The following is a 25,908-nucleotide window of genomic DNA, read 5'->3' on the forward strand; positions in this document are numbered from 1 at the left end:
GCACATACTTGTGTTAACATTATATGTTTACTGTACCTCTACGGAGCCCTCGCCTAGAATAGATTCAATAGCCCTGATAGATTCATCACTAGGGTCAAAGCACATATTTGGTGGTAAATTAATGCGTTTTCGTTGACGGTGTAAATATAACGACGTTGGCACAGAGCCAGCGGTGCTAGTCAATACGCGTTTTAAGGCTTCGCTATTTTCTGGTGTATCATATTGGCTATAAATGTGGATTGCCACCTGTTTTGCCTGCCCATAGTTTACCTTTAATGGCGTAATACGGTCTGCAATGATTTGCACACCCTTTTCATCCGCATCAACCCGGCCTTTTACCTTAACAATCATATCGACCGCAAGGAATTGCTGACTTTGACTAAAGACCTTAGGGAATGCCACTACATTAGCCGCACCAGAATAATCTTCGATGCGAAGAATGGACATAACCTCATTGCGCTTTGTCATGCGATCCGATTTATTTTCGATGAGGCCACCAAAGGTAATGGTTTGGCCATCGTATTGCTCTGGATTTTCTACGAGAGCACCCAGTTCAAAGAGACCTTCCAATTCTTTCGCATATCCTTGCAATGGATGCCCCGTAATGTAAAAGCCGGTATATTCTTTTTCATCCTTTAACTTATCGTCTTCCGATAAATCCTCCACATTGGGAACAGGGATGAAATCGACAGATTCTTCCATATCGCCAAAGAGGTTCATGGTACCCATAGCAGCATCTTTTTGCTCTTTAGCACCAACGGCTTGTGCGCTTTCATACATGTGCAACAATTGGTTACGATTTTCCTTGAAGCCATCCATGGCGCCGCAGCGAATGAGACTTTCAAGAAGTCGTTTATTAACAACCTTATTGTCCACCCGTTTGCAGAAGTCCACGATATCCGTATACAGACCGTGCTCATTGCGCTCACGAATCAAACGATCGATGGCATTATCCCCTACGTTCTTAATACCACCAAGACCGAAACGAATGGCGTCGTCTTGCACGGCAAAGCTGCGCTCAGAATAGTTAATATCTGGACCTAAAACCTTAACATTGTGCTTCTTGCAGGAGTTGATGTAATACGTCAACTTTTGCATGTTCTGCATGAAGCTCGTCATGGTAGCCGCCATGAATTCAGGGAAATAATGGGCTTTCAAGTACGCCGTTTGGTACGCGATATACGCATAAGCCGCACTATGTGATTTATTAAAGCCGTAACCAGCGAAGTATACGAGCAAATCGAATACTTCATTCGCAACGGACTCGGTAATACCGTTCGCTACAGAGCCTTGAATAAAGGACTCCCGTTGTGCCTTTAGAACAGATTCCTTTTTCTTGCCCATAGCACGGCGCATCAAGTCCGCTTGACCAAGGGAGAAACCACCCATGGCGGACGCAATCTGCATAACCTGTTCTTGGTATAAGATTACACCAAAGGTATCTTTTAAAATCGGTTCTAAAATTGGATGTAAATAGGTAACCTCTTTTTTACCGTGACGGCGGTCGATAAAGTCCGCCACCATCCCAGAGCCTAGTGGGCCTGGACGATACAAGGCTACCAATGGAATTAAATCTTCAAAATGCTCAGGCTTAAGGTCCATTACAAGCTTTGTAATACCTTCCGACTCAAGCTGGAATACACCAGAGGTGTCGCCTTTTGTGAGAATGTCACACGCCGCCTTATCATCAAGCGGAATGGCATCTAAGTCTAGGTCAATACCACGGTTCGCCTTGATGAGCTTTAAGGCATCCCCCATAACCGTCAAGGTACGGAGGCCCAAGAAGTCCATTTTTAAAAGCCCTAATTCCTCGATGTTATCCTTATCGTACTGCGTTACAAAGCCTTCATCGTTGGCATTTTGTACTGGTACGTGGTCATCTAGAGGGTCCGCAGAAATTACGACGCCCGCCGCATGCGTGGACGAATTTCGCGCTATGCCTTCTAGCTTTTTACCAAAATCAAATAATTCTTTAACGTTTGGATCAGCTTCGTATAAAGCCTTTAACTCTTTACCTTGTAAAGCCTTATCCAAGGTAATCCCTAGTTCGTTGGGAATCATCTTAGCGATGCGGTTCACTTCAGCCAGTGGTAAGTCCAGCACGCGACCTACGTCACGAATTACGGCACGCGCTGCCTCTGTACCAAAGGTAATAATCTGGGATACGCGCTCCTGTCCGTATTTTCGCGTTACATATTCGATAGCTTGACCACGTTTTTCATAGCAGAAGTCAATATCGATATCGGGCATACTGACACGTTCCGGATTGAGGAACCGTTCAAAGAGCAAATCGTATTTTAATGGATCAAGACCTGTAATACCTAATAGATAGGCTACTACAGAACCAGCTGCAGAACCACGACCTGGACCTACTAAGATATCGTGCTCACGGGCATATCGTACATAGTCCCATACGATGAGGAAGTAATCCTCAAAACCCATCGTACCGATAACATCTAACTCGTAGTCGAGACGCTTTTGTAACTCTTCAGACGTTTCACCATAAAGGCGTGGAATTTCTTGTTCACAAACCTTACGTAAATACGTTTTAGACGTTTCCCCTTCTGGCACATCAAAGTGAGGCAAGTGATGTTCGTCGAAGTTGAATTCTACGTTACAGCGCTCTGCAATTTTTAATGTGTTTTCAATGGCCCCAGGAATATGAGAGAACAACTGCGCCATCTCATCCCCGGATTTCAAATAGAACTCATCATTAGGGAACTTTAAGCGGTCCACTTCGGCACGGCGGCGGCCTGTAGAAATACAAACCTTAATATCCTGAGCGTCTGCATCCTCTTTTAAGACATAGTGGAAGTCATTAGACGCTACGATGCCAAGACCGTATTCCTTGCTGAGCTTAATGAGCTCCTCTTGTGCCTTTGCTTCTTCTGGTAACCCGTGATTTTGGATTTCCAAGAAGAAATTGTCTTTCCCGTACGTCTCAATATACCATTCGATGGAACGCTTCGCGCCCTCCATATTATCTTGCAAGATATACTGAGGGATTTCTCCTTGAATACAAGCACTAAGGGCAATTATACCCTTGCTGTATTGGCGCAATAAATCACGATCTGCACGAGGACGATACAACATACCTTCTGTAGATGCTTTAGATACGATTTTAACGAGATTACGATACCCTTCCATGGTCTCAGCCAACAAGATAAGATGTTTTAGTCTTTCACGGCTGCGACCTTCTGGACGATCGAATCGGCTATTTTCCGTTACATATACTTCACAACCAATGATAGGCTTAATGCCTTGGGCCATACACTCTTTATAGAAATAAATGGCGGCGTACATATTGCCGTGGTCTGTAATGGCAAGGGCCGGCTGATTTAACTCCTTCGCACGACGTACCATGTCAGGCAAACGACTGATGCCGTCCAGCAAACTAAATTCTGTATGACTATGTAAATGTACAAATGGCTGCATGGTACACCTCCTTTAAGGGCGATGAGCAAAATACACGTTCAATGACTTCTTGCGGACCTTCCAATCTGGCAAAAACTGTGCCACGAGATTGTGAAAGTTCTTGGAATGGTCTAAATATTTAAAATGGGCAAACTCATGAACCATAACGTATTCAATATACGCCTGTGGCCCCTCTAATAAGCGGGTATTCATCTTAATGAGCTGCTTTGCAGGCGTACAAGAACCCCAACGGCTCTTCATGCGCTGCTGCTTTATGGTTGGCATAGGTACATCAATACCTTGCTTGTGAAAGCGCTGATATACGACCTTCGCCCAGTGGACAAAGACCTTCTCCCCTAAATTACGCCAATAACTTTGCATTAATTTATGCTTTGCTTCAAAGGTCGTACCACGAGGTACTACCATGGTAAGGATGGCTTTTCCGTCAAAGCCGATATGAGGCTTTCCATCCTGCTCAACTAGGCGTAAGGTAACGAGAATACCAAGAATTGATAAGCTTTCACCATTCACATACTGCAACGCCTCAACGCACTTGGCATTCAATGCATCAATCTTGTAACGAGCCCGCTCAATGGAGGGCATATTTTCGATGACAAATTTATCCACCACATAATCCGGTATGTACCCATTCGCCGACACATGGATCACACCATCCCTGGTAATGCGCATGTTCATGTTCTTCACACGCTTGATGGTTAACTCATATTCAATTCTGTCGCCATTATAGGTAATAGACCTAGTTGTTGAAGTATTCATACCTTTTATTTTATCATAAAACACTCATAAAATCGTAAAATTCTAGTGATTTTAATAGAATGACTTAGATTTTAAGTAATTCTGATTTTTTACTATTTTGTAATATAAAAATGACACCTATACCAAGCCCTTATGGGTGGTATAGGTGTCATTAAAATAATCTGTAATATCAAATTATTTATTAGTATAGAAAAGTCTTAATAAATACATCACAAGCTTGTCTTACGAAGCATCCAAATTACCAAAATATTAAGCATATTATTTTACTTTAACAATAATAGAACGATTAGGATATCTCATCTTCTTATCTTTCAACCGATTATAAATATCCTGTTCCTCAGAAGTTAGGTCTGCCTTACTAGATAAAATATGTATGTGAATTGGTTTCTGTTCTTTTTCTAGCTCTTTTTTCTCTATCAAATAGTTGTTTAAAGTATATTTTTTATAATTTTCATCGGTTTCCTCATCAAATAAATAGTATATTTGATCTAAAATTAAATCAATTTTTAGAAAACCTGTTTTTCCATAACTATATAGATAGTTTAATTGTGATTCGTAAGAGTATCCATTATATTCTAATGTGGACCCAGTTTTATTATCCAATATATAATTTTCACCCTTGGAATATCCCAAAAAATAACGAGGTTCATATTTATATGAATTAGATTCACCAATATAGATTATTGAGCATACTGCTAAACTCAAAATACTTACCAAAATAATTAATATATATTTCATCTCTACTATGCTCTCACTTCAGCTTAAATAACAGTATCAATTTGAATTCCATATTTAAAAGGCTTTATAATTCTAGCTCTCTGTTCTAAATATGCAATATTAGCTGCAGCAATTAATGCACTCTCCTTTGATGCACTCATTACCATAGACCATAGTTTATCTATATACGCAGTAGAAAGCTCTGCCGGAGGAATAGATCCGATTTTATTATCGTAATCAGGAAGCCATTCAAAATTATATAAATCTTTTGCTTGCCCAACCACATGAACTTTATCTTCAGAAATTTTTGTCATTCTAACACCAATCTTTAATTTTCCGAATGCAGCTTTAGCATTACCAAATGCAGCATCTATTTTATCATAAGACACTCATAAAATCATAAAATTCCGGTAATTTTAATAGGACTTATTTAATATAAGTAACATAATACTCCTCTTTAATTAAGAAGTTTTATATTTAATGACTACCGCTTAAACTGATCAAAAAATAATAAAAGATTCCAAGTCCTAACTACGTTATTAGAACTTGGAATCTAAAATTATACTGCTATTAAAAAGAAATTCGGCTACCTTGTGATTGAAACCTTCCAGGCGCTTCTGACAATTTCTTATATATATCAAATGTTTCAGATGGACCTAAACTTTCAATCGGTTGTAATATCATATTATCACCGTAATACCATTGTTGTAATCTTGTAAAATTATTTATAATTTCAACATCTTCTGGATTTAAATAATATACAATAATTGTATTGCTCTCTTGATTAATAATAACATAGACATCATCATTCATCGCATAAATTTTATCATTAATAATATCCATCGAAATACCTTTATTAATGAGATATACACTGTTGGCCTTATCAAAAATTGTATTGTATCTGCTATCAACTACATACCGATACTGTAAATCATGATATAACCAACCCCCACCTATAAAGAGAAATAGACCAAATATACCTACCAATATCGTGGATAACTGCAGTAGACCTTTAATAAAAACAATTATTTTATTCATATTTGTATATTAGTAATATTTCTCCATAAACTCACGTCATCTTATACTCAATAATATCTCTATTATAAATAATAAATCTAGTTGTTGAGATATTCATATCTTTTATTTTATCATAAAACACTCATAAAAACTTAGAAATCTGGTGATTTTAATAGAACTACTTAGATTTTAAGTAATAATGATTTTTTATCATTTTGTAATATAAAAATGACACCTATACCAAGCCCTTGTTGGTGGTATAGGTGTCATTATAATAGTATGTAATACTAACCTACTAATCTGAGTAAGATAATTCTAAAGATACTTCACCATTAGCTGTTAATATAAATATTAATCCAGAGAACGGATTTTGATTATAGAATTTAAAAGTCTCAATCATTGATAAAATTTCATTCTTTAAATTATACATAACTTCCGAAATAATAGCCGGCTCTTCATCATTATTTTCTACATACTTTGTAATATATGAATCATCCTCAGTTTTATAAACCAAAAGCTCTACAGAGGAATTATTAACATTCATATCAAAGTGTAATTTAGCACGATGCCAATTTAGAGGCGTTAACTTGTATATACTTTTGGCTACTTTATTATAATGTTTTTCAAGTTCCGATTCTAAGCTTTTATGCTTTAACTTAAATGCCTTATCAATGGCAGTATAATTTTTTGCTAATACACGAGATTCCATATCTTCCAATAATAAAACACCTCGTGGACCTTTTAGCATTTCTTTATATACATCCGGATCAAATTCATCTTCATTTTCCAAAACACCAAAGTTTTTATATACCCACTTATATCTATTTTGGAGCCAGCAATCGTCAGTTACAGGGTCATTATGAAATTCACAATGTGGCTCATAATCATCGCGTGAAATATACATTGTTCCCCACGTCCATTGTTCTGTAGAGGCTTCATGAAGTAAACGTACATACGTTAAAATCTCACTAGTTCCAGCTTTTATAGATTTTACTTTTTCATCACTGCAATTATATAGCAAATCTCCATAACTAATGATTGAACCAGCCGGGGTTTTTACATAATAACAAGCCGAACTCATACCTGATTCTGTACATTCAAAAAACAAATAACACTTATACCAATGTATTGGCATACAATCAATAAGTATATCTCTTATTTTATTAATATATATATCCATATATCCTCACATTAATTATTAGGAATTTCGTCAGAAAATCTTCTATTCCTCTTACATCATCATTAGTAATGATTCGATGTTTATCTAAATCAAGAAATGTTAGGTCATAACCTAAATAATACCAGCGATTATTGTTAGTATTTAGCATCATGGTCTGAGTTCATTAGCATTTTTCTAACGTTATATAAAGCCTCTTTTGAAAAGTCTTCTAGCTTAGTTTTCTTAAATAATAATCATAAGTATATATACAACTTAAAAATCTTCTAGAATCTATAATCCTAAGTCTATAAACTCCCCTGAAACTTTAATCTGCCAAAACATCCCTTTAGTAGCTTTTAAATCAATGCCTGTTTTTAACTTGTCAAAACTCACATCATAAAATGGTAATAATATCTGTAATGATGCTAATTTTGCTTTCATAGTAATTAAATCTTTACTTAATTGCCCGGATATATTAGTATCCGCTATCTCCTGTAAATTGGAAATACATGCTTGAAGATCTTCATTCTGAATACGTTCACACGTATATATTTCAGACAAATAGGTCTGTTTAATACAACTTAAGATTGATTCAGAAATGAATTCAGGTTTTTGTAAGACTTCATACAATCCTAACAAAAACAACGCCCAAAATATCTCCTCTACATAATCGGTAAAGAAATAGATACCGAACTTCTTTTCATCATGTGTAGAAATCTTTAACACTTCAGATAAAGTATTACCCTCTAACTCCCGTTCTATTAAAGCAATCCAACTACTGCATTCAATATCATCTAACGTATCATTTAATGCTGGTATAGGGATTCTACGAGCCATCCACTCATCAACATCCTCTAAACTCATCCCATCACCAATTATATTTAACAGTTTATCGGACAGATGTGCTTTTCTACACATTAATCGAATTAACATACTAAATATGTAATATTCTAAAATGGTCAAGTCAATATAATTTCGTCTATATGCCTTAACAGCACCCAATATAAAGACCATTAAAAATGTATCTAAGCTTTTTTTACTTTTAAAATAGATCATATTTATACCTCTATCCACTAATTTATTCTAGCTTAAAATCTATACGTTCATCATTAACCCGTTTTACTTAGTGAATTATAATAGTCCATTATCCATCAGCAAACCCAACAAAGTAAATATTGCAAAAAATAAGAAAATACTCAAAATAATCCTTACTACACATCTCACTATAGGCTTAGCTGAAGTAAAAGATTCTATACTATCATGATTACCAATCAACTCAGGAATACAAATAAATGCAATTAAAAATCCTATAGCCTGAATTGTACCTTTAACCTCATAATTTGTATCATATAAATTCAAAAAAGAATCAAAGAACTCCATCGATCTACTAAATCTCCTTATAATTAAGATAATACATACTAAATAGAATATTTACATTCCTATCTTTTTCAAAACTAACAACTCCATCAAATCAACTCGTTAAAGTACTCTCAATTTTTACTACACAATATTATGAATATAAATATAATATATTACTACTTTTTATTAACATAATTATCTCTTAATTGTAACAAGATGGTCCGTTCGTCTTTCCCAATTTCATCAAGACTATTTAATATGGTTAGATAATCGCCATAGTTATATTTCAACATAGTAATTAAAGAGTCTCTAACCTTTTTACCAGCAATACTTTCATCAAAATATACTTGTATATTATTTGTTTCTTTATCAATGATAATAAAACCACTAACATTAAATATTAAGATTTTAGTAGGAGTCTCTTTTATTCCTCTTACGTCATTTGTAATAATTAGATGCTTATCTAAGTCGAGAAATGTGGCTTCATAGCCTGAATGATACCATCGTTTATTATAATATTTAGCACCACGTTCTGAGTTCATCAGCATTTTTTCAAAGTTATCTAAAGTCTCTTTTGAAAAAGCTTCTAACTTAGATTTCTTATTAACAATCATCTTAGATCTTGAATAATTAATTTTATGCTTGCCAGTCTCATCACCGTAAATTTCAAATTCTAGAACATCTAACATGTGATTTCTAATATCATATCGACCGATTCCATCATAGCCTAAATAATAATAGTAAGGCTCATCAAGATATACGGCTAAAATACGACTAGAGACGGTTTCTTTAATTGATGTATCTACTAATTCATGGGACTCATCCAGAATAACTATATTATTAGGAGAACCATCGTGATAATAATACTGATAAATAGTGGTACTAATAATTGCTATAACAATCAGTATTAAAGAACAAATTTTTTTCATACCAAACTACCTAAGCTATATAATCAAATAGCTTCATACAAAACACCAACATCTTTTAATAATATCAAATATCATATCTAATTAATAAATATTTATTCCCCTTCTATAATTCAATTATATGTTAAACTAGCGTATACCACCAACGAATATTTTGTTATGTTGCGGCAAAAAAAGTACCATCTATCAAGGGACGACTTATGTGTCGTTTAGCTCCCCAAATAGATGGTACTTTTTATAATTAAGTTAATTAAATTGTTCAAATAAACATGTCTCACTCAATCTACAATGTTAGTATATTAAACTACTTTATATTTCGTCGTGCCGCTAAACTACCCGCACTGCTAGCTAGGCCAGCCCGATTGATATGAGGGTTCCCATGTTTGTACGTCTTTGGCTTGCTGTCCTTATCTTCTACTTTTGATTTCTCAAATTTAGTAAACAGATTGTCGAGCTCGCGCAAGAGCGCACGTTTTTGTGAGTCTTTCAACTCGAATACTTCACCTTTATAGGCGATGTATTTATTTTTTAGTACAGGACTGAGATCATAGATGGGCTCGTGTTCTTCTCCATTTACATCCAACAGCTCATCCAAGGTCAATCCATAATAGCGAGACAGAGCACAGAGTGTATCTAAATCTGGTTCGCGATACCCTGTTTCGTAATTTGAAAGCGCCGCATTACTGATACCTACGGCCTTTGCTACTTCGATTTGGCTTTTGCCCATGCGCACGCGAGCACGCTTTAAGTTCTTGTAAAACTGCATGTTCATCACCTGTATCGATACATAAACAACTACAAACTATATACTTTTATAATAATGTATCACTGATTTTTTTGAAAGCTTCATCAGCAACGGCTAATGTGCGTTCCACTTCACCGCTCTTATGGCAGATAGATACGAAATTACTTTCATAAGGGCTTGGCGCATAGTAAATACCATGGCTCAAGTTATGATGGAAGAACATCTTAAATTGTTCTTCGTTGCACGCTGCAGCATCATCAAAGTTCTTAACTGGTTTGTCAGTAAAGAAGATGGTGAACATAGAGCCTACACGTTGTACTACAACAGGCACATTATATTGTGCCGCCAATCTTTCAAAGCCTTCACAAAGGGCAATCGTCGTATCTTCTACTTGTTTAAACACCGTTGGATCACGTTGCAGAATGGAAAGCGTTGCCAAACCAGAGGTAACGGCAATTGGGTTACCACTCAATGTACCAGCTTGGTAGATAGGACCAGCTGGTGCAATTTGGTTCATAATCTCGCGAGAGCCACCAAACACGGCAAGTGGCATGCCACCGCCAACGATTTTACCAAGGCATGTAAGATCTGGTTTAATCTTGTAACGTTTTTGAGCACCGCCACTACTAGCGCGGAAGCCACACATAACTTCGTCAAAAATCAGTACAGCACCGTGAGCCTTAGTTACTTCGCGCAAGGTTTCGAGGAAACTTGGTACTGGAGGCACACAGCCCATATTACCTGCTACAGGTTCCACGATGATAGCCGCAATAGTATCGCCGATCTCGTCAAATAATTTACGAACCGCATCAGAATCATTGTACGGCAATGTTATGGTATTCTCTGCTACGCCTTGAGGAACGCCAGGGCTATCCGGCACGCCAAAAGTAGCAAGGCCAGAGCCAGCTTTCACCAAGAGCGCATCACTATGACCATGGTAACAGCCTACAAATTTTACGATACGATCGCGACCAGTATAGCCACGAGCTACGCGCAAGGCACTCATGGTAGCCTCTGTACCAGAGTTTACGAGGCGGATAACCTCCATAGATGGCATGAAGGCTTGTATCTTTTTAGCCAATTCTGTTTCTAGTAGTGTAGGCGCACCATAGCTAGTACCACGAGGAATCGCCTCTTGCAAACTAGCAATAACTTCAGGATTCGCATGGCCCAAAATCATAGGACCCCAGCTCAACACATAGTCGATGTATTCGTTGTTATCGATATCATAAATGCGGCTGCCACTGGCGCTGCTAATAAACGGAGGGTTAGAGCCTACGCTGCGATAAGAGCGAACAGGGCTATTTACGCCGCCTGGCATATAACGTTTAGCCTCGTTAAAGGCCTTTTCAGATTTACCGAGTTGGAACATAGTTCCTCCTTATTGTTGTAACCATTTAGCAATATCTAAGGCATGGTACGTAATGATGATTTTAGCACCAGCACGCTTCATAGACAGCATTGTTTCCATAACGAGACGTTCTTCGTCGATGAGACCAGCCGTAGCAGCAGATTTAACCATCGCATATTCGCCGGATACATTGTATACCGCCACAGGCAATTCATAGCGGTCACGCGTTTCACGAACGATGTCCAAGTAGGACAAGGCCGGTTTAATCATGATAATATCTGCACCTTCAGCGATGTCGAGTTCGATTTCTCTGAAAGCTTCTAAACGATTAGCCGGGTCCATTTGATAAGATTTGCGGTCACCAAATTTTGGCGCAGAATTAACAGCTCCGCGGAACGGCCCATAGTAAGCAGATGCATATTTTGCTGCATAACTCATGATGGATACATTGGTATAACCTGCCGCATCAAGGGCTTCACGAATAGCACCTACGCGACCGTCCATCATATCGGATGGAGCCACCATATGTGCACCAGCTTCTGCTTGGCTTACCGCAACTTTACAAAGCAATGGTAATGTTTCGTCGTTCAAGATTTCATGGTCATCAATCATGCCACAGTGACCGGTAGAGGTATATTGGCACAAGCATACATCAGAAATAACCAAAAGATTTGGCACGGCTTCGCGGATGGCTTTGATGGCTTGTTGTACTGGTTGGGACATATCCCAAGCAGAGGAACCTTGCTCATCTTTATATGTAGGAATACCAAAGATTTCTACACCACGCACACCAAGATCATAAGCCTCTTGAGCTACTTTCACAGCCTCATCAACAGACAAGTGATATTGACCTGGCAATGTGTCGATTTCTTTTTTGATACCTTCACCAGGCACGATAAATAATGGATAAATCAAATCAGTTACGTCGAGTGTCGTTTCGCGTACCAAATCACGCATTTCTGGATTGATACGCAAGCGGCGAGGACGGTATGTTAAATCGTACATGTAATCCTCCTAAATGTCTTTTACAATAGCATTTACTAAGCCATCTGTTGTATATACATCGCTGATGATAGCCGGTTTAAGACCTGCACTCATAGCCGTAGCAGCCGTAATTGGACCGATGCAAGCCACTTTAGTTTTGCCTAATAGCTCTAGTGCATTGTCGCCCAATAATTGGATTGTATTTGTTACAGTAGAGGAGCTTGTGAAGGTAATATAATCTACATTGCCTTCTGTTAACGCTGTTACTAATGCTTCTTGTTGAGATGTATCTTGTGTAGTTTCGTATAAACGCAAGATATCTACATTCATATCGCGGTGACGCAAGCAACGTGGAATCACATCGCGTGCTACCTTTGGTTGAATCAACAGTACAGAATCCCCTGCATTGAGTTCTTCTTCAAGAGCCTCTACAGCAGATTCAGCCTTATAGTCTACAGGAATGATATCCGGTACGATGCCATACTTATGAAGTTCACGAGCCGTAGCACAGCCGATAGCCGCCACTTTAGAATTACCTAAAGCACGTGTATCTTTGCCTTCTTTATATAGAGCATCGAAGAAGTAGCGAACCCCTTCACCAGATGTGAATACGATGCATTGGTATTGTTTTGTATTATTAATGATACGTTTATCTTCCTCAAACAATTCCAATGGAGATGTTTTGATTGCCGCTGCTTCCACTACATTTGCGCCTTGAGCCGCTAATTTTTCGCGGAATGCACTTGCTTGGGAGCGAGCGCGTGTGACCACAACAGTTTTTCCGAATAAAGGTTTATTATCGAACCATTGTAATTTTTCACGAAGGTTGACAACATCACCTACTACGATGATAGCTGGCGCTTTCAATTGAGCCTTTGCTACATCTTCAACGACATGTTCAAGGGTAGAAACTAATACCTCTTGTACTGTTTTTGTTCCCCACCGAACAAGCGCTACTGGTGTAGAGGCTGCTCGCCCATGAGCCATCAATTTTTCCGCAATGACAGGCAAGTTACCAACACCCATTACAAAGCAAAGTGTATCTACCGCCGTAGCAAGGCCTTCCCAATGGATGCCAGATACTGCTTTTGTAGGATCCTCATGACCTGTTACCACCGCAAAGGATGTGGCCATAGCGCGTTGTGTTACAGGAATCCCTGCATAGGCAGGCGCTGCGATAGGAGATGTTACACCTGGCACGAACTCAAATGGCACACCGGCTTCGCCAAGAGCCATCGCTTCTTCACCACCACGACCAAATACGAGCGGATCACCGCCTTTTAATCGTGCTACGATTTTGCCTTCTTTACCTTTTTGGACTAATAGCTCATTGATTTCCCATTGATGCATTGTGTGCTCTTTACACTGCTTACCAGCGTAAATTAATTCTGCATCTGGGCGCGCCCACTCTAACAGATGAGCATCCGCTAAATAATCATATACAATTACATCTGCTTTTTCGATGCATTCACGGCCTTTTACAGTGATGAGTTTAACATCGCCAGGGCCTGCACCGATTAGATATACCATACCTGTCATTTTATGATTCCTTCCTCTATGAGAGCATCCACAATACGTTTGCCCCCTTCTTCATATAAGGCTTTTGCAAGATTTTTACCAAGGATCTCGCCTTTTTTAGCGGGACCAGAGATTTCCCCTTCGTACACAGTTTTTCCATCGAGGGATGCAATCATAGCCTTTAAAGTCAATTGACCTTTATTGATGGTGCCATGTACGCCCATTGGCACTTGACAACCACCATTTAATTGACGCAAGAAACTACGCTCCCCTTCAACGGCATAACGCGTTGCTTCATCGTTGATAGGATCCAACATGTCAAGCATCTCCGTATCGTCGGCACGACACTCGATAGCGAGTGCCCCTTGTCCAACGGCAGGAATCATTTCGTCGGCCTTGAAGACTTGTGTAATTTGGTCTTCTAACCCCAATCGCTTAAGGCCTGCTTGAGCCAAGATAACACCGTCTAGCTTTTCCGTTTCAATCTTGCTCAAACGAGTCTGCACATTACCGCGAATAACCTCTACCTTTAGGTCAGGTCGGACATGTAATAGCTGTGCTTGCCGGCGTAAACTACTAGTGCCAACGCGAGCGCCTTGTGGCAATTTGTCCAGTGTTTTATACACGGGACTCACTAGTGCATCATAAGGCACTTCACGAGCGGAGATGGCACCAAGAGTAAGGCCTTCTGGCAACTCTGTAGGCATATCCTTTAAGCTATGTACGGCGATGTCGATGTCGCCTGCATGCATAGCCTCTTCTAATTCAGCAGTAAATAAACCTTTACCACCAACTTGAGCCAGTGGTTTCTCTAAAATACGGTCACCCTTTGTATTAAAGTGAACTAGCTCTACCGTAATATTGGGGTACAGACGTTGTAATTCTGCACTAATATGTTCAGCCTGCCATAGGGCAAGGGCACTTTTTCGCGTGCCGATTCGAATATGATCTCTCATGGCATTAGCCTTCTTTCTCAAGATTAAACATATCTTTGAATAAGTCCCAGTACAAGCCTTCTTCCTCTGTACCAGCAATTTCGTTGAAGTGAATCATCGGTTCACGCAACATTTTGCGAATGATCATGCGACTCATCGAGTCCATAACACGGCGCTCTTTATCGGAAATATCTGGTAATTTAGCTAATGCGCGATGTAATTCACGACGGCGAATACGCTCCGCTTTTTCTGTAAGCAATGCCATCATCGGACGCACTGTTAAATAGCTCAACTTATCCAATAACTCTTCAATAGCATCATGAATAATAGGCTCCGCACGACGAGCTTCTTCTTCGCGCTGCGCCTTATTTTCTTCTACTACACTTTCAAGAGAGTCAATATTAAATAGGTAAATACCGTCCAAATCTGCCACCGCAGGATCGATATCACGAGGTACCGCTATATCGATCATAACGATTGGTTCACCCTTGCGAAGAGTCGTAATTTTCTTCGCTTCTTTTTCAGTAATAATATAATGCGGTGCCCCTGTAGATGTGATAAGAATATCCGCATCTTTAGCATAGTCTACAAAGTTATCGAGCTTAACAGCTTTACCATTAAAGCGTTCCGCTAACATTTCAGCCTTAGCAAAGGTTCTATTAGATACGAAAATCGTTTTTACACCCTTCGCTTGTAAATGAGTAGCTGTCAATTCACTCATCGTACCAGCACCCAAAATAAGTACTGTAGCTTCGGATAATGGCTTATCTAAACTGTCCTCCGCAAGATTGACCGCCGTGTAACTAACAGATACAGGCGTATTAGCAATGCCCGTATTAGTACGTACCTTTTTACCAACGCTAATAGCCCGTTGGAATAAAATATTAAAAATTGTTCCCGTACAGCCTGCGCTATAAGCCTGAATATAAGCCCCTTTTAATTGGCTCAAGATTTGGCCTTCCCCTAACACAAGGGAATCAAGACTAGCAGAAACACGGAATAGATGCTCAATACAATCTCGTTCTTCGTAGAAGAAGAATGCATCTGCATCGATATGATCTGCTCTTTTTAAATCTTTTAACACTGCCAACATGTAATCCTTCGGGAATTCTACACCTTCTAAAGCAGCATAAATTTCCGTTCTATTACAGGTGGATAATATAACGCATTCTGAGATACAGTCAAATTCATAGAGGCGGTTTAGTGCGGCAACTACCTCGTCTTTATCAAACGAGAAACGTTCACGCACCTCTACAGCGGCACTTCTATGATTTAGACCTAATACCACTAATTGCATGGTTAAGTTTCTCCTCTATAATCATCCAATCTCCCTTGAGAATGGCTTCAAATGTTTCTACCGTCAGATTGTCTCGCCAAAATTTCTGTCGAGCCTCTGGAGTAGGAAGCAGTAACTTTACTTCTTCTCTAAATATTTTAAGTCTAGGCATAGCCTTTTGCAACTGACCATAACGATTCATCATATCTTGTCGTACGAGACGATTGATACGAGGTCCTACATTATTGGCACTAATAGCAATATGAAGATCGCCGAGTTCAAGGGATGACGGCACAGTAAAGCTACACGCGCTCGGATCATCACTGCGGTTGGTCCACACGCGATGTTTTTTTCCTAGCTCATACAAGGTATCGTTTAATTCATGATTATCTGTGCAGATAAACAGCAAACTACTCGAAATAATATGCTCTTCGTCATCCATTGTGAAAGCCCGATCACACCAAGTGATACGATTTTCCTTTGCCCATTGGCTAATCGTATCCGTCACAGTTGGAGCAATAACGACAATTTGGCAAGGCTCCTCAATAAAAAGCTGCATCCGTCGTTCCGCTACTTCTCCGCCGCCTACGAATAGGATTATATTTTCAGTTGTAGGTTGAAATGTTATGGATACCATGGCTGTCCTACTATATACAAAAAAATCGGCTTGATGGTCAAGCCGATTTTCAACTGCCTACATAAATCGTTTCAGATATACGCCGATACGCCCTTTACGAGAGGTACCTGTAATAGCTTCTACCTTCATTCGGCCACGACCACGCATGGAAATGACATCCCCTTCTTTAACCTCTTGGGATGCCCCCTTAGCTGGTTGCCAGTTTACTTGTAATAAGCCCGCATTGATAGCACTCACCAATTTAGTGCGAGATATACTAAATCCAGAGCTTGCTACCGCATCTAAGCGCAAGGAAGCGACTGTAGTGCGGACTTCTTTAATTTTTTCTTCTTTTGGTGCAATATCTGATAACTCAATAGCCTCTACAGATACAGAAACCATAGCAATTTTCGTAAAGTTTTGAATTACGAAATCAGCCACGCTTTCATCCACCATAATCTGAGCGCCCCCTTGCTGGACGATAACGTCCCCAAATTTGGAGCGATCAATGCCAAGGCCCATCAAGGAGCCCAGCACATCGCGATGGGTAAGCAATCGGAACCGTGGGTCCCAATTCACCTTAAGGGCGCGAATGCCCATGTCCACGGTACCGTTAAAGTCGCTATCTACAAAGGCGATACGGATACGTTCCGCCCCTTCATAGCCACCGTCAGTTTTAACAGTTAACTGTGGGTAATTAGCCTTGATAGCATCTGCAATAACAAGGCCTGCAGGACTCGTAAAATCCGCCACACGATAGGGGCGACCTTTAACAACCTGCTCAGCCAAGTCAAGCATGCGACGAGCTTCCTCACCGCTGCCACTGGCCTCGAAATATCGTATTAATTTACTAGTATCTGCCAAAATTATTTCCCCAATTCATTCGACCGAGAAAGACATGCTACTACGCCATCTTGGAGAGCACTGCGAAGTCCACCTTTTTCCATGGCACCAATACCAGCAATGGTGGTGCCACCGGGGCTGGTCACTTGATCTCGTAGTACTGCTGGATGATTGCCACTTTCAAGAGCCATCTTACCAGCACCGTACATCGTTTGAGCAGCTGCCCTTATGGCTAGCTGACGTGGTAAACCAATACGAACGCCTGCATCAGCTAAAGCATCAAGGATAACAAACATATAGCCAGGGCCCGCGCCAGATAGTGCGCCTAAGCGATCTAAATCGGCTTCGCTCACCACTGCTACCTCACCTACAGCCTCAAATAAGGCTTGTACAGTACGACCTAGGTCAGTATTCACATCATCTCCAGCAAGTGCCGTCATGCCAGCACCGATAGAAGCCGGTGTATTTGGCATAGCTCTAAACCAGTTAGCTTGTGGAATCGCCGCATCAAGAGTATCTAATGTGACGCCTGCGGCAACAGAAATCATAACAGTCCCATAAGGTACTTCTTTTAAAGTCTCTAACACAGATGGTAACACTTGTGGTTTCACAGCCAATAGAATAGTGTTGTACTCGTTTACATTAGGCAATGTAGTAAAACCTACTACACCAAGCTCCTCTGCAAGAGCCTTACATTGTTCTTCGCGACGCACTAGAATGTGTGTATCACAGGCTTTCAACACACCATGCTGTAATGCACCGCGCAATAGAGCGCCCCCCATTGAGCCAACGCCTATACATAGGGTTTTACCTAACATAGTTATCACCACCATTTATAGAGAGATTATTTGTTTTCCCAAGAATATTCGTTTTGCTCAGTTGTGTTGCTTTCATTGTCATTATAATCAATGGAAATATTTACAGGTACACACATGAAAATGTCTTTACCTACTTTTTCCAATTTGCCATCCAATGCATAGGTCGCACCAGATACGAAATCTACAATACGAGCTGCTTCATGAGGGTCTGTATTTTCAAAATTAATCAATACAGGACGCATGTCGCGCAATTGATGTGTAATATTTTCAGAATCTTCAAATACTTTTGGTTCAATTACAACTACTTTCATAGCTGTTGGACGTTGTGTCATCGTAGATTGGCCTCCTACCTTGCGTGGATGAAATTCAGATGCGCCGGACACGGGAGCCGCTGTTGCTACTGGGGTAGGTTCAGCTTCGTATTCCTCTTCATCTTCGTATTCGTAATCATCATATTCATAGTCATCATCAGTTCTGCCTAAGAATAAGTTTTTTGCTTTGTCTAAATAATCTCCCAATGCCATTTGGATTTCCTCCTAATACAATTAACGCTTCCGATTATCAGGTAACCCGAACCTTAATAATATACACGTTCCCCAAAAATTGCTGTGCCTACACGAACGATGTTAGCCCCTTCTTCCAAAGCGACCTCAAAGTCGTGAGTCATCCCCATAGATAAATATTGAATCTGCCCTTCTTCAAAGTAGCGTTTCATATCCTCAAACAAGGCATTCGCTACGCGGAAGATTGGACGAGCTTCCTGTGGATCATCGAAAAATGGTGCCATACACATCAAGCCTCGTACGCGTACATGAGGCAATGTTTTTGCATAGTCTCGTATTTCTGGAAACTCTTCAACGGTCATTCCCGTTTTAGAAGCTTCGCGGGCCACATTGACTTGCAATAATACATCTTGTATCTTGTCGTGCTTTGTAGCAACCTTTTCGATTTCATCTAATAATTTACGGCTATCCACAGAATGAATTAAATCAAACATAGGAACCGCTTGACGCACCTTATTGACCTGTAAATGGCCAATTAAATGCCATGTTAATTGTGGCCCCTTATAGGTTAGCTGTTTTTCTTTGGCTTCTTGTACTCGATTTTCCCCTACATGAGTGACACCGAGCCGTGCGACCTCTTCCACAGCCGACACAGGGTGATTCTTTGTAACTGCCACTAATAATGCTGTATCTACGCGACCAACACGCGCCATAGCATCAGCCATGCGCTGCTGTATAGCGTGTAGGGATTCTTCAATCATGTGAATGCCCCCTTCAATCTATATATCATAATCATCAAATATATTTGTATAGACTATTTTATTATATAGTATTTAAGGTCAAATGTACATGATTTAAGGCTATCCCCTCCACAAATCCAAGCAAATATAATAAAAATATCATACGTTATTATGATTCCTGTGAAAGTCGAGTTTTATCGTTCTTGTAACATCGCAAATAAAGCCATACGACCGGTTCGACCTGCCTCTCGACGATAGGAATAACAATCTACTTCCGTTACACTATCGGTACCACCAATCGTGATGTTCTCTGGAGGAACGCCATTTACAACGAGATCCTCACCAATAAAGTTCCATAAATTGATATAAGCCTTGTCCAATTTATCAGCAGAATAATTGACAACATCAGATGAATCTCGGTCTGTCATATCTCTCCAAGCCAATTCAAAGCGTTTACCTAGTTCTACATCTACTTCAAAAGACTCAGGTCCAATACTAGGCCCAAGATATATATAGCAATCTTTGAACTCGGTCCCATACGCCTCTTTCATGGCCTCAATGGTAAGGACTGGTAAACGGCCAATGGCACCACGCCAACCTGCATGCGCCGTAGCAATCGCATGATGTTTAGCATCGTAAATACCTACGCCAACGCAGTCTGCTGTGAACAGAAATAATGGCACATGCGGTAGATTTGTAAATACCGCATCACAATCATCGATAGCGGTATCTTCTCCAAAAGCACCTGCCCCAACAAGGTCTTCTGTGATTTCTACAGCCTTTAAACCATGGACTTGATTGCCACAAGAAATACGGTTTGGTTCAACACCTAAATATTTCACAATAATAGCTCGATTTTCTCGTACGCTTTGAGCTTCATCCCCTACATGAAACGCTAGGTTTAATGATTCATAAGGGGCTTTAGATACGCCACCATGACGATAAGTATCGCCCATTACAATAGGAAATCGATCAACCCAGCTTGGCGCCTCATAAGACCATGTTCCATGAGGGCCTTTCACATCTATACGTTTTACAGATTGATTCATCTGTTCCTCCTATTTACAAACGCCACAGCGTTTACAACCTGCTGCACATGGAGGGGTATATGCTTCATCGAGGGATCGTTGCCATTCCATTTCAAGATACCCCTCCTGCATGCCCATGTCTAAATGGCTCCACGGCAAGAATTCATCAAAACTGCGTTCACGATAATTCATATTATCCATATCCAGGCCAGCAGCCTTCATTTCGGACTTAAAAGATTTACTGCCTCGATCGGCTGCACATGCTGCAATAACAGCGCCTAAGCGGCGATCCCCACGAGCAAGAACGCCTTGAATATACGCCTCTTTAGGCGACTCTACGAGAACCTCGATGCGGCGATTCTTTTGCAATGCTTTCTTTATGTATTGTAACTTTTTCTCCACCACTTTTTGGTTATCCATGGCCATCCATTGGAACGGTGTAAAAGGTTTAGGAATAAACGGATTAATACTGAGCGTTAAACGACCTTTACAGCCTACTTTTTCCATATGAGCCTGTGTTCTTTCCGCAAGACCTACAATAGCCTCAATGTCCTCATCGGTTTCCGTTGGCAACCCAATCATAATATACAAGCGCATATGCTGAATACCTGACTTCGCAGATAAGGTGGCTGCATTTTGTAAATGCTCTTCACTGATTCCCTTGTTAATGACCCGACGCAAACGTTCACTGCCCGTTTCTGGCGCAATGGTAATCGTCTTTTGTCCACTATCCGCTAGTCCATCCACCACGGCTTGTGTTAACGAGTCAGCACGCAAGGATGCACAAGAGTAACGCATATCTTTAGAGCGAATATAATTAACGAGTTCGTCTACCTCAGGATAATCCGAGATAGCAGCGCCCATGAGGCCTACCTTTTTACCTAGCTTTTCTGCGCGCTCTACGCCTTCTTTCAAAATGTCTAAAGGACGTACACGAGGTACGCGGAAGCAATACCCAGCCATACAGAAGCGACAATGACGACCGCACCCACGGGCTACTTCAATGATATACATAGCACCAAATTCAGTATAGTTCGTAGCCACTACCGTTTCACCACCGCTAGTGAGCATTTCAAAGTGCCGTTTAATCGTTTTAGGCACGCCCTCTGCAATATCATAGCCTTTAAATTCACCGTCTTCACTGTAAATCGGCACATATAAGGATGGTACATACACGCCCGATATATCCGCTAATTGACGTAAAATAGTATGGCGATCCAAGCCTTCCATTTTTCCATCTCGAATGATATCTAGTACACGACTTACGATGCCTTCCCCTTCACCGATGATGAAAGCATCAATAAAATCAGCAAAAGGCTCAGGGTTGAAGGTCGCACAAGGGCCCCCTGCAATAACGATAGGATCAAACTCGGTACGGTCTTTTCCCATGATAGGGACTCGGCCATGACGCAACATCAAAGGAATATGGAAATAGTCCATTTCAAAGGTAACATCAAAAGCGACTACATCAAATTGATGCATAGGCCGTTGTGTTTCAACGCTCATAAGGGGAGTCTTAGTCTTATCGTAAGCTTCTAATTCCTTTTTCTCAGGCAAGAAAATCCGTTCGCAAACGCTATCATTTCGCAAATTGATTTCCTCATAAATGATATGAAGTCCAAGATTACTCATGCCCACGAAGTATGTATTTGGATAGACGATGGCCACCTTTTGCCCTGCATGAGGATTTACTGTTACCCGACTATCTTCATCTTTATATAATTCTTGTAATCGATCTATTAAATCTTTACGATTCACTAATTTCCTTTCTATATAAGCCCACTACGAATAGTGGGCTTAATAACATTATATATATTATTTATATATTTATAAGACTACGAAATACGTATCTCGCCTATACTATAAGAGCAATAGATATTATAATTTAGATTTCAATTTATCTTTAGTATAATTGGTCTTACTTTTAAGAGTGCTTACAATTTGTGGACGATGTTTTCTTTCGTAAGGATATACAACAACTTTTCCATCTTTATATTCTGCAATATATATATCCTTAACAGAGTATCCTTGAGCTTGGATTTCTTGTTCAAGCCACTCTCTATCTTTTTCAATTACATCGAGGGTAAACTGATTAATTTGACCATCATCGATAAGATCAAATCGGATATTATCTTCACCGAATTGAACCACGTTGAGCTGACCGTTTTGCTCCAATACGGCACGCTTAACATCCGTAACATATTGAACACCGGCAGCACGAAGTTTTAATTTAAGTTCAGCCGCTTGTATACCATAACGCATACATTCTTCTGTTAGAATATGACCTTTTTCGATTACTATAACTGGATGACCATCAAGAATTGCTTTAAAAATACGAAGATTCCCTTTTAAAAACTTAAGAGTCATTACGAGGATAGTCCATAAAATAAGGACTAACATAAATTGTAAAATACCAATTTGATCATTGTAAATAATGGCACCGATAATACCACCAAGTACGTAGTTTTGCAGTTGATCTAAGGCAGAGGTTGGGGCTAAATTGCCCTTACCCATTAAATTGATTTGTAAAATAATCGCCAAGAGACCGATGGCGAGTTTTGCAAAGACCATCCCATAGACGGCCATAGCTTCTGTCATATGTGGTCCTCCTTATTGTAATGCATCCTCTTTATCGTGAATTCGATCTATAGGGCTTACCTTATAAACACGTGTAATAGTATAGGTTGAAAATTCTGGATTAAATTGAACCTCATAGTAAGCGTCACTTACTTTTAAAATCATACCATTACGAATCTTTAAGGAGTTAACCGCCAATTGGTCGCTCGGTACGGAACGATCTGAACTAAAAGAATGTAAAAATTGAGCCATACGAGAGGAGTCCTCAGAATAGGTTTTCATCCGATTATACTCTTGGTATTCAAGCCCTAAGAAGAACACTACGATTAAAGACAATATAATCATCAGGTCACGATAGCGACTAGTAAAACCATTTCGCAATACTTGTACTCCCAAAATGAGTAATGCTAACAGAACAGCTACAATTATAATAAAGCCCCAAGTTTGACCTATTACAGCCTGACTTTCAACATAGGCTAATGTGTAAAAATCCATGCTACACTCCTTTCAAATATTACTTTTTATTATACCATATTTGATTCCAATATTTTCGATGTAATCGTCAAGATGGCCCAAAATAATGTAAGAAAAGATAAAAAATAGTGACCCCTTACGGGGTCGCTTTTAATAAGCATATAATCTCACAAAAGATTACCTAAGTAATACTCTTATTTTAACCAGCTCATCAAGTTGCGAAGTTCTGCGCCAACTGGTTCAATTGGATGATTAGCAGCTGCTTCACGATGTTCTTTAAGGAATTTTTGACCATTTTTAGAATCTGCTAAGAATTCATCAGCAAATTTACCAGATTGAATATCCGCCAAGATTTGTTCCATAGCTTTTTTAGTATCTGCAGTGATTACGCGAGGACCTGCATGGTAATCGCCGTATTCAGCAGTGTTGGAGATGGAGTGGCGCATTTTTTGGAAGCCACCTTCGTAGATAAGGTCTACGATTAATTTCATTTCATGCAAGCATTCGAAGTAAGCGTTAACAGGTTCATAACCAGCTTCAGTTAATACTTCAAAGCCAGTTTTGATCAACTCAGTAACACCACCACACAATACAGCTTGTTCACCAAAGAGGTCAGTTTCAGTTTCGGATTTGAAGTTAGTTTCCAAAATACCAGAACGGCCACCACCGATACCAGATGCCCATGCTAATGCCACTTCTTCAGTATCGCCAGATGGGTCTTTTTCTACAGCGTACAAACAAGGAACGCCAGAACCTTCTTGGTATGTACGACGAACTAAATGACCAGGACCTTTAGGAGCTACCATGAATACATTGATGTCTTCACGAGGTACGATTTTACCAAAGTGAATGTTAAAGCCATGAGCAAATGCCAAGTACGCACCTTGTTTCAAGTTTGGAGCAATATCTTGTGCATATACGTCTGCTTGCAATTCGTCTGGAATCAATACCATAACGATATCAGCGCCTTTAACGGCTTCTGCAGTTTCTTTTACTGTAAGACCTGCTTCTTCAGCCGCTTTCCAGCTAGAAGAACCACCGCGAAGACCAATTGTTACGTCCATACCATTTTCTTTCAAGTTCAATGCATGAGCATGACCTTGGGAACCGTAACCTAACACTGTAATTTTTTTGCCTTCCAATTTGCTTAAATTACAATCTGCATCATAATAAACTGTAGTACCTAAAATTTTACCTGCCATATTAGACAACCTCCAAACATATTCAATAGAATATAGATTATATATACTGTACACAATCTAACAAATTTTTGCAAGATGTGGCGTACATTAATTTAGTATCAGTAAGCCGAGTTTTAAGCCTCTGATAAAAAAATTTGATAACTAGCGAACCATCACCCATGGACGATCATCTTTCCATACAACTTGTACGGAAAGTCCAAAGACATCAGATAAAATATCATCAGTTAGTACCTTGTGTTTAGGACCTGCATGAATCATCTTACCCTCTCGCAAGATAGCTACATGAGTAATAAACGATAGTATCTCTTCAATTTGATGTGACACATAGATAATCGGTGTCTGCTGCTCAGCTACCAAAGTGGATACGGTGCGTAAAAACTGCTCCCTCGCTGGTAAGTCCAAACCAGAGCAAGGCTCATCCAAAATCAATAATTCTGGATTTGCCATAATAGACCTCGCTAACAATACCCGGCGCTGTTCGCCAGCAGATAAGGTGCGAAAACGATGACCTTCCAAATAGTCTAGTCCAAATTCAGATAATAATTGCATACCTCGTTGGCGCACCTCAGGTGCTACCTCTTGGTATATACCAATACTACTAAATGCACCAGAAATAACGATATCTTCAACGACTTGTTTATCCAAGGTTGACTGAAATTGTCCAAGCGCAGAGCTAACAAATCCTAGTCTAGCCTTGATTTTGGGCCACGCATATTTACCAAATTCCTTGCCAAACACACGTAAAGTACCCGTTGTGGGAATTTGATAAGCAGGTATCATGCTGAGCAGCGTCGATTTACCAGCCCCATTAAGCCCTAATAAAGCCCAATGTTCACCGTCCTCTATATGCCAATTTACATTATCTAAAATAGGTCTACCATCACGGCGAAAGCAGACATTTTCATAATGGAGTAATTCACGCCCCACGT

At 39.9% G+C, this 25,908-nt stretch carries 26 protein-coding genes; all 26 read right to left on the reverse strand.

Annotated elements, in window-relative coordinates; all coding sequences use genetic code 11:
- Positions 1–27: 27 nt before the first annotated feature.
- Positions 28–3,435, reverse strand: coding sequence for a DNA polymerase III subunit alpha (locus tag B1A77_RS00260; RefSeq protein WP_077707602.1), 3,408 nt, complete (start codon positions 3,433–3,435; stop codon positions 28–30).
- Positions 3,436–3,447: 12 nt separating this feature from the next.
- The gene (locus B1A77_RS00265) at positions 3,448–4,215 is read right to left on the reverse strand and encodes a M48 family metallopeptidase (RefSeq protein WP_077707603.1); all 768 of its coding nucleotides are present in this window, start codon (positions 4,213–4,215) and stop codon (positions 3,448–3,450) included.
- Between the two features lie 234 nt (positions 4,216–4,449).
- Positions 4,450–4,929: a hypothetical protein gene (locus tag B1A77_RS00270; protein WP_077707604.1), complete on the reverse strand. Its 480-nt coding sequence runs from the start codon at positions 4,927–4,929 to the stop codon at positions 4,450–4,452.
- A 23-nt stretch (positions 4,930–4,952) separates the two neighbouring features.
- Positions 4,953–5,297 (reverse strand): hypothetical protein, encoded by a 345-nt coding sequence (locus B1A77_RS00275; RefSeq protein ID WP_229039603.1) that lies wholly within the window; start codon positions 5,295–5,297, stop codon positions 4,953–4,955.
- Between the two features lie 181 nt (positions 5,298–5,478).
- Positions 5,479–5,751 (reverse strand): hypothetical protein, encoded by a 273-nt coding sequence (locus B1A77_RS10115; protein ID WP_187658824.1) that lies wholly within the window; start codon positions 5,749–5,751, stop codon positions 5,479–5,481.
- Positions 5,752–6,220: 469 nt separating this feature from the next.
- A complete protein-coding gene (locus tag B1A77_RS00285) occupies positions 6,221–7,105 on the reverse strand; it encodes an immunity protein YezG family protein (RefSeq protein WP_077707606.1) in 885 nt (294 codons plus the stop codon).
- 270 nt (positions 7,106–7,375) lie between these two features.
- A complete protein-coding gene (locus B1A77_RS00290; RefSeq protein WP_077707607.1) occupies positions 7,376–8,140 on the reverse strand; it encodes a DUF3969 family protein in 765 nt (254 codons plus the stop codon).
- 75 nt (positions 8,141–8,215) lie between these two features.
- A complete protein-coding gene (locus B1A77_RS00295) occupies positions 8,216–8,464 on the reverse strand; it encodes a hypothetical protein (protein WP_012864733.1) in 249 nt (82 codons plus the stop codon).
- 155 nt (positions 8,465–8,619) lie between these two features.
- Complete coding sequence (locus B1A77_RS00300; RefSeq protein ID WP_012864734.1) at positions 8,620–9,372, reverse strand: hypothetical protein; 753 nt, start codon at positions 9,370–9,372, stop codon at positions 8,620–8,622.
- A 301-nt stretch (positions 9,373–9,673) separates the two neighbouring features.
- Positions 9,674–10,135, reverse strand: a complete 462-nt coding sequence (locus B1A77_RS00305; RefSeq protein WP_077707608.1) for a helix-turn-helix domain-containing protein — start codon at positions 10,133–10,135, stop codon at positions 9,674–9,676.
- A 46-nt stretch (positions 10,136–10,181) separates the two neighbouring features.
- Entirely contained in the window at positions 10,182–11,486 is a 1,305-nt protein-coding gene (gene hemL / locus B1A77_RS00310; RefSeq protein WP_077707609.1) for a glutamate-1-semialdehyde 2,1-aminomutase, read from the reverse strand.
- A gap of 9 nt (positions 11,487–11,495) precedes the next feature.
- A complete protein-coding gene (hemB, locus tag B1A77_RS00315) occupies positions 11,496–12,470 on the reverse strand; it encodes a porphobilinogen synthase (RefSeq protein ID WP_077707610.1) in 975 nt (324 codons plus the stop codon).
- Positions 12,471–12,479: 9 nt separating this feature from the next.
- Entirely contained in the window at positions 12,480–13,988 is a 1,509-nt protein-coding gene (gene cobA / locus B1A77_RS00320; protein ID WP_077707611.1) for a uroporphyrinogen-III C-methyltransferase, read from the reverse strand.
- Positions 13,985–14,923 (reverse strand): hydroxymethylbilane synthase, encoded by a 939-nt coding sequence (hemC, locus tag B1A77_RS00325; protein WP_004695234.1) that lies wholly within the window; start codon positions 14,921–14,923, stop codon positions 13,985–13,987. Before hemC ends, cobA begins: the two co-directional genes overlap by 4 nt.
- 4 nt (positions 14,924–14,927) lie before the next feature.
- Complete coding sequence (gene hemA, locus B1A77_RS00330; RefSeq protein ID WP_077707612.1) at positions 14,928–16,199, reverse strand: glutamyl-tRNA reductase; 1,272 nt, start codon at positions 16,197–16,199, stop codon at positions 14,928–14,930.
- Positions 16,168–16,815, reverse strand: coding sequence for a precorrin-2 dehydrogenase/sirohydrochlorin ferrochelatase family protein (locus tag B1A77_RS00335; protein WP_077707613.1), 648 nt, complete (start codon positions 16,813–16,815; stop codon positions 16,168–16,170). Before B1A77_RS00335 ends, hemA begins: the two co-directional genes overlap by 32 nt.
- A 57-nt stretch (positions 16,816–16,872) precedes the next feature.
- Entirely contained in the window at positions 16,873–17,658 is a 786-nt protein-coding gene (locus B1A77_RS00340; RefSeq protein WP_077707614.1) for a YlmH family RNA-binding protein, read from the reverse strand.
- Between the two features lie 2 nt (positions 17,659–17,660).
- Positions 17,661–18,455, reverse strand: a complete 795-nt coding sequence (gene proC, locus B1A77_RS00345; RefSeq protein WP_077707615.1) for a pyrroline-5-carboxylate reductase — start codon at positions 18,453–18,455, stop codon at positions 17,661–17,663.
- A gap of 26 nt (positions 18,456–18,481) precedes the next feature.
- Positions 18,482–18,979, reverse strand: a complete 498-nt coding sequence (locus B1A77_RS00350) for a cell division protein SepF (RefSeq protein WP_004695224.1) — start codon at positions 18,977–18,979, stop codon at positions 18,482–18,484.
- Between the two features lie 53 nt (positions 18,980–19,032).
- Entirely contained in the window at positions 19,033–19,719 is a 687-nt protein-coding gene (locus B1A77_RS00355) for a YggS family pyridoxal phosphate-dependent enzyme (RefSeq protein WP_077707616.1), read from the reverse strand.
- Between the two features lie 173 nt (positions 19,720–19,892).
- Complete coding sequence (locus tag B1A77_RS00360) at positions 19,893–20,747, reverse strand: purine nucleoside phosphorylase YfiH/LACC1 family protein (RefSeq protein ID WP_039965269.1); 855 nt, start codon at positions 20,745–20,747, stop codon at positions 19,893–19,895.
- 9 nt (positions 20,748–20,756) lie between these two features.
- On the reverse strand, positions 20,757–22,484 hold the full coding sequence (locus B1A77_RS00365) for a radical SAM protein (protein WP_008602571.1): 1,728 nt from the start codon (positions 22,482–22,484) through the stop codon (positions 20,757–20,759).
- A gap of 120 nt (positions 22,485–22,604) precedes the next feature.
- Entirely contained in the window at positions 22,605–23,324 is a 720-nt protein-coding gene (locus tag B1A77_RS00370; RefSeq protein ID WP_038125705.1) for a DUF421 domain-containing protein, read from the reverse strand.
- 12 nt (positions 23,325–23,336) lie between these two features.
- Positions 23,337–23,798, reverse strand: a complete 462-nt coding sequence (locus B1A77_RS00375) for a DUF3290 family protein (RefSeq protein ID WP_008602566.1) — start codon at positions 23,796–23,798, stop codon at positions 23,337–23,339.
- Between the two features lie 173 nt (positions 23,799–23,971).
- Positions 23,972–24,979 (reverse strand): ketol-acid reductoisomerase, encoded by a 1,008-nt coding sequence (gene ilvC / locus B1A77_RS00380; protein WP_004695212.1) that lies wholly within the window; start codon positions 24,977–24,979, stop codon positions 23,972–23,974.
- Positions 24,980–25,120: 141 nt separating this feature from the next.
- Positions 25,121–25,906, reverse strand: coding sequence for an ABC transporter ATP-binding protein (locus B1A77_RS00385; protein ID WP_008714969.1), 786 nt, complete (start codon positions 25,904–25,906; stop codon positions 25,121–25,123).
- Positions 25,907–25,908: the final 2 nt, after the last annotated feature.

The organism is Veillonella parvula (genome assembly GCF_002005185.1).
GTDB classification, from domain to species: Bacteria; Bacillota; Negativicutes; order Veillonellales; family Veillonellaceae; genus Veillonella; species Veillonella parvula_M.

What these genes read in the sequence shown, in the direction of transcription:
- B1A77_RS00260 (WP_077707602.1), bottom strand. Translation starts at nt 3,435, where the DNA reads ATGCAGCCATTTGTACATTTACATAGTCATACAGAATTTAGTTTGCTG.
- B1A77_RS00270 (WP_077707604.1), bottom strand. Translation starts at nt 4,929, where the DNA reads ATGAAATATATATTAATTATTTTGGTAAGTATTTTGAGTTTAGCAGTA.
- B1A77_RS10115 (WP_187658824.1), bottom strand. Translation starts at nt 5,751, where the DNA reads ATGGATATTATTAATGATAAAATTTATGCGATGAATGATGATGTCTAT.
- B1A77_RS00285 (WP_077707606.1), bottom strand. Translation starts at nt 7,105, where the DNA reads ATGGATATATATATTAATAAAATAAGAGATATACTTATTGATTGTATG.
- B1A77_RS00290 (WP_077707607.1), bottom strand. Translation starts at nt 8,140, where the DNA reads ATGATCTATTTTAAAAGTAAAAAAAGCTTAGATACATTTTTAATGGTC.
- B1A77_RS00295 (WP_012864733.1), bottom strand. Translation starts at nt 8,464, where the DNA reads ATGGAGTTCTTTGATTCTTTTTTGAATTTATATGATACAAATTATGAG.
- B1A77_RS00300 (WP_012864734.1), bottom strand. Translation starts at nt 9,372, where the DNA reads ATGAAAAAAATTTGTTCTTTAATACTGATTGTTATAGCAATTATTAGT.
- B1A77_RS00305 (WP_077707608.1), bottom strand. Translation starts at nt 10,135, where the DNA reads ATGCAGTTTTACAAGAACTTAAAGCGTGCTCGCGTGCGCATGGGCAAA.
- hemL (WP_077707609.1), bottom strand. Translation starts at nt 11,486, where the DNA reads ATGTTCCAACTCGGTAAATCTGAAAAGGCCTTTAACGAGGCTAAACGT.
- hemB (WP_077707610.1), bottom strand. Translation starts at nt 12,470, where the DNA reads ATGTACGATTTAACATACCGTCCTCGCCGCTTGCGTATCAATCCAGAA.
- cobA (WP_077707611.1), bottom strand. Translation starts at nt 13,988, where the DNA reads ATGACAGGTATGGTATATCTAATCGGTGCAGGCCCTGGCGATGTTAAA.
- hemC (WP_004695234.1), bottom strand. Translation starts at nt 14,923, where the DNA reads ATGAGAGATCATATTCGAATCGGCACGCGAAAAAGTGCCCTTGCCCTA.
- hemA (WP_077707612.1), bottom strand. Translation starts at nt 16,199, where the DNA reads ATGCAATTAGTGGTATTAGGTCTAAATCATAGAAGTGCCGCTGTAGAG.
- B1A77_RS00335 (WP_077707613.1), bottom strand. Translation starts at nt 16,815, where the DNA reads ATGGTATCCATAACATTTCAACCTACAACTGAAAATATAATCCTATTC.
- proC (WP_077707615.1), bottom strand. Translation starts at nt 18,455, where the DNA reads ATGTTAGGTAAAACCCTATGTATAGGCGTTGGCTCAATGGGGGGCGCT.
- B1A77_RS00350 (WP_004695224.1), bottom strand. Translation starts at nt 18,979, where the DNA reads ATGGCATTGGGAGATTATTTAGACAAAGCAAAAAACTTATTCTTAGGC.
- B1A77_RS00355 (WP_077707616.1), bottom strand. Translation starts at nt 19,719, where the DNA reads ATGATTGAAGAATCCCTACACGCTATACAGCAGCGCATGGCTGATGCT.
- B1A77_RS00360 (WP_039965269.1), bottom strand. Translation starts at nt 20,747, where the DNA reads ATGAATCAATCTGTAAAACGTATAGATGTGAAAGGCCCTCATGGAACA.
- B1A77_RS00370 (WP_038125705.1), bottom strand. Translation starts at nt 23,324, where the DNA reads ATGACAGAAGCTATGGCCGTCTATGGGATGGTCTTTGCAAAACTCGCC.
- B1A77_RS00375 (WP_008602566.1), bottom strand. Translation starts at nt 23,798, where the DNA reads ATGGATTTTTACACATTAGCCTATGTTGAAAGTCAGGCTGTAATAGGT.
- ilvC (WP_004695212.1), bottom strand. Translation starts at nt 24,979, where the DNA reads ATGGCAGGTAAAATTTTAGGTACTACAGTTTATTATGATGCAGATTGT.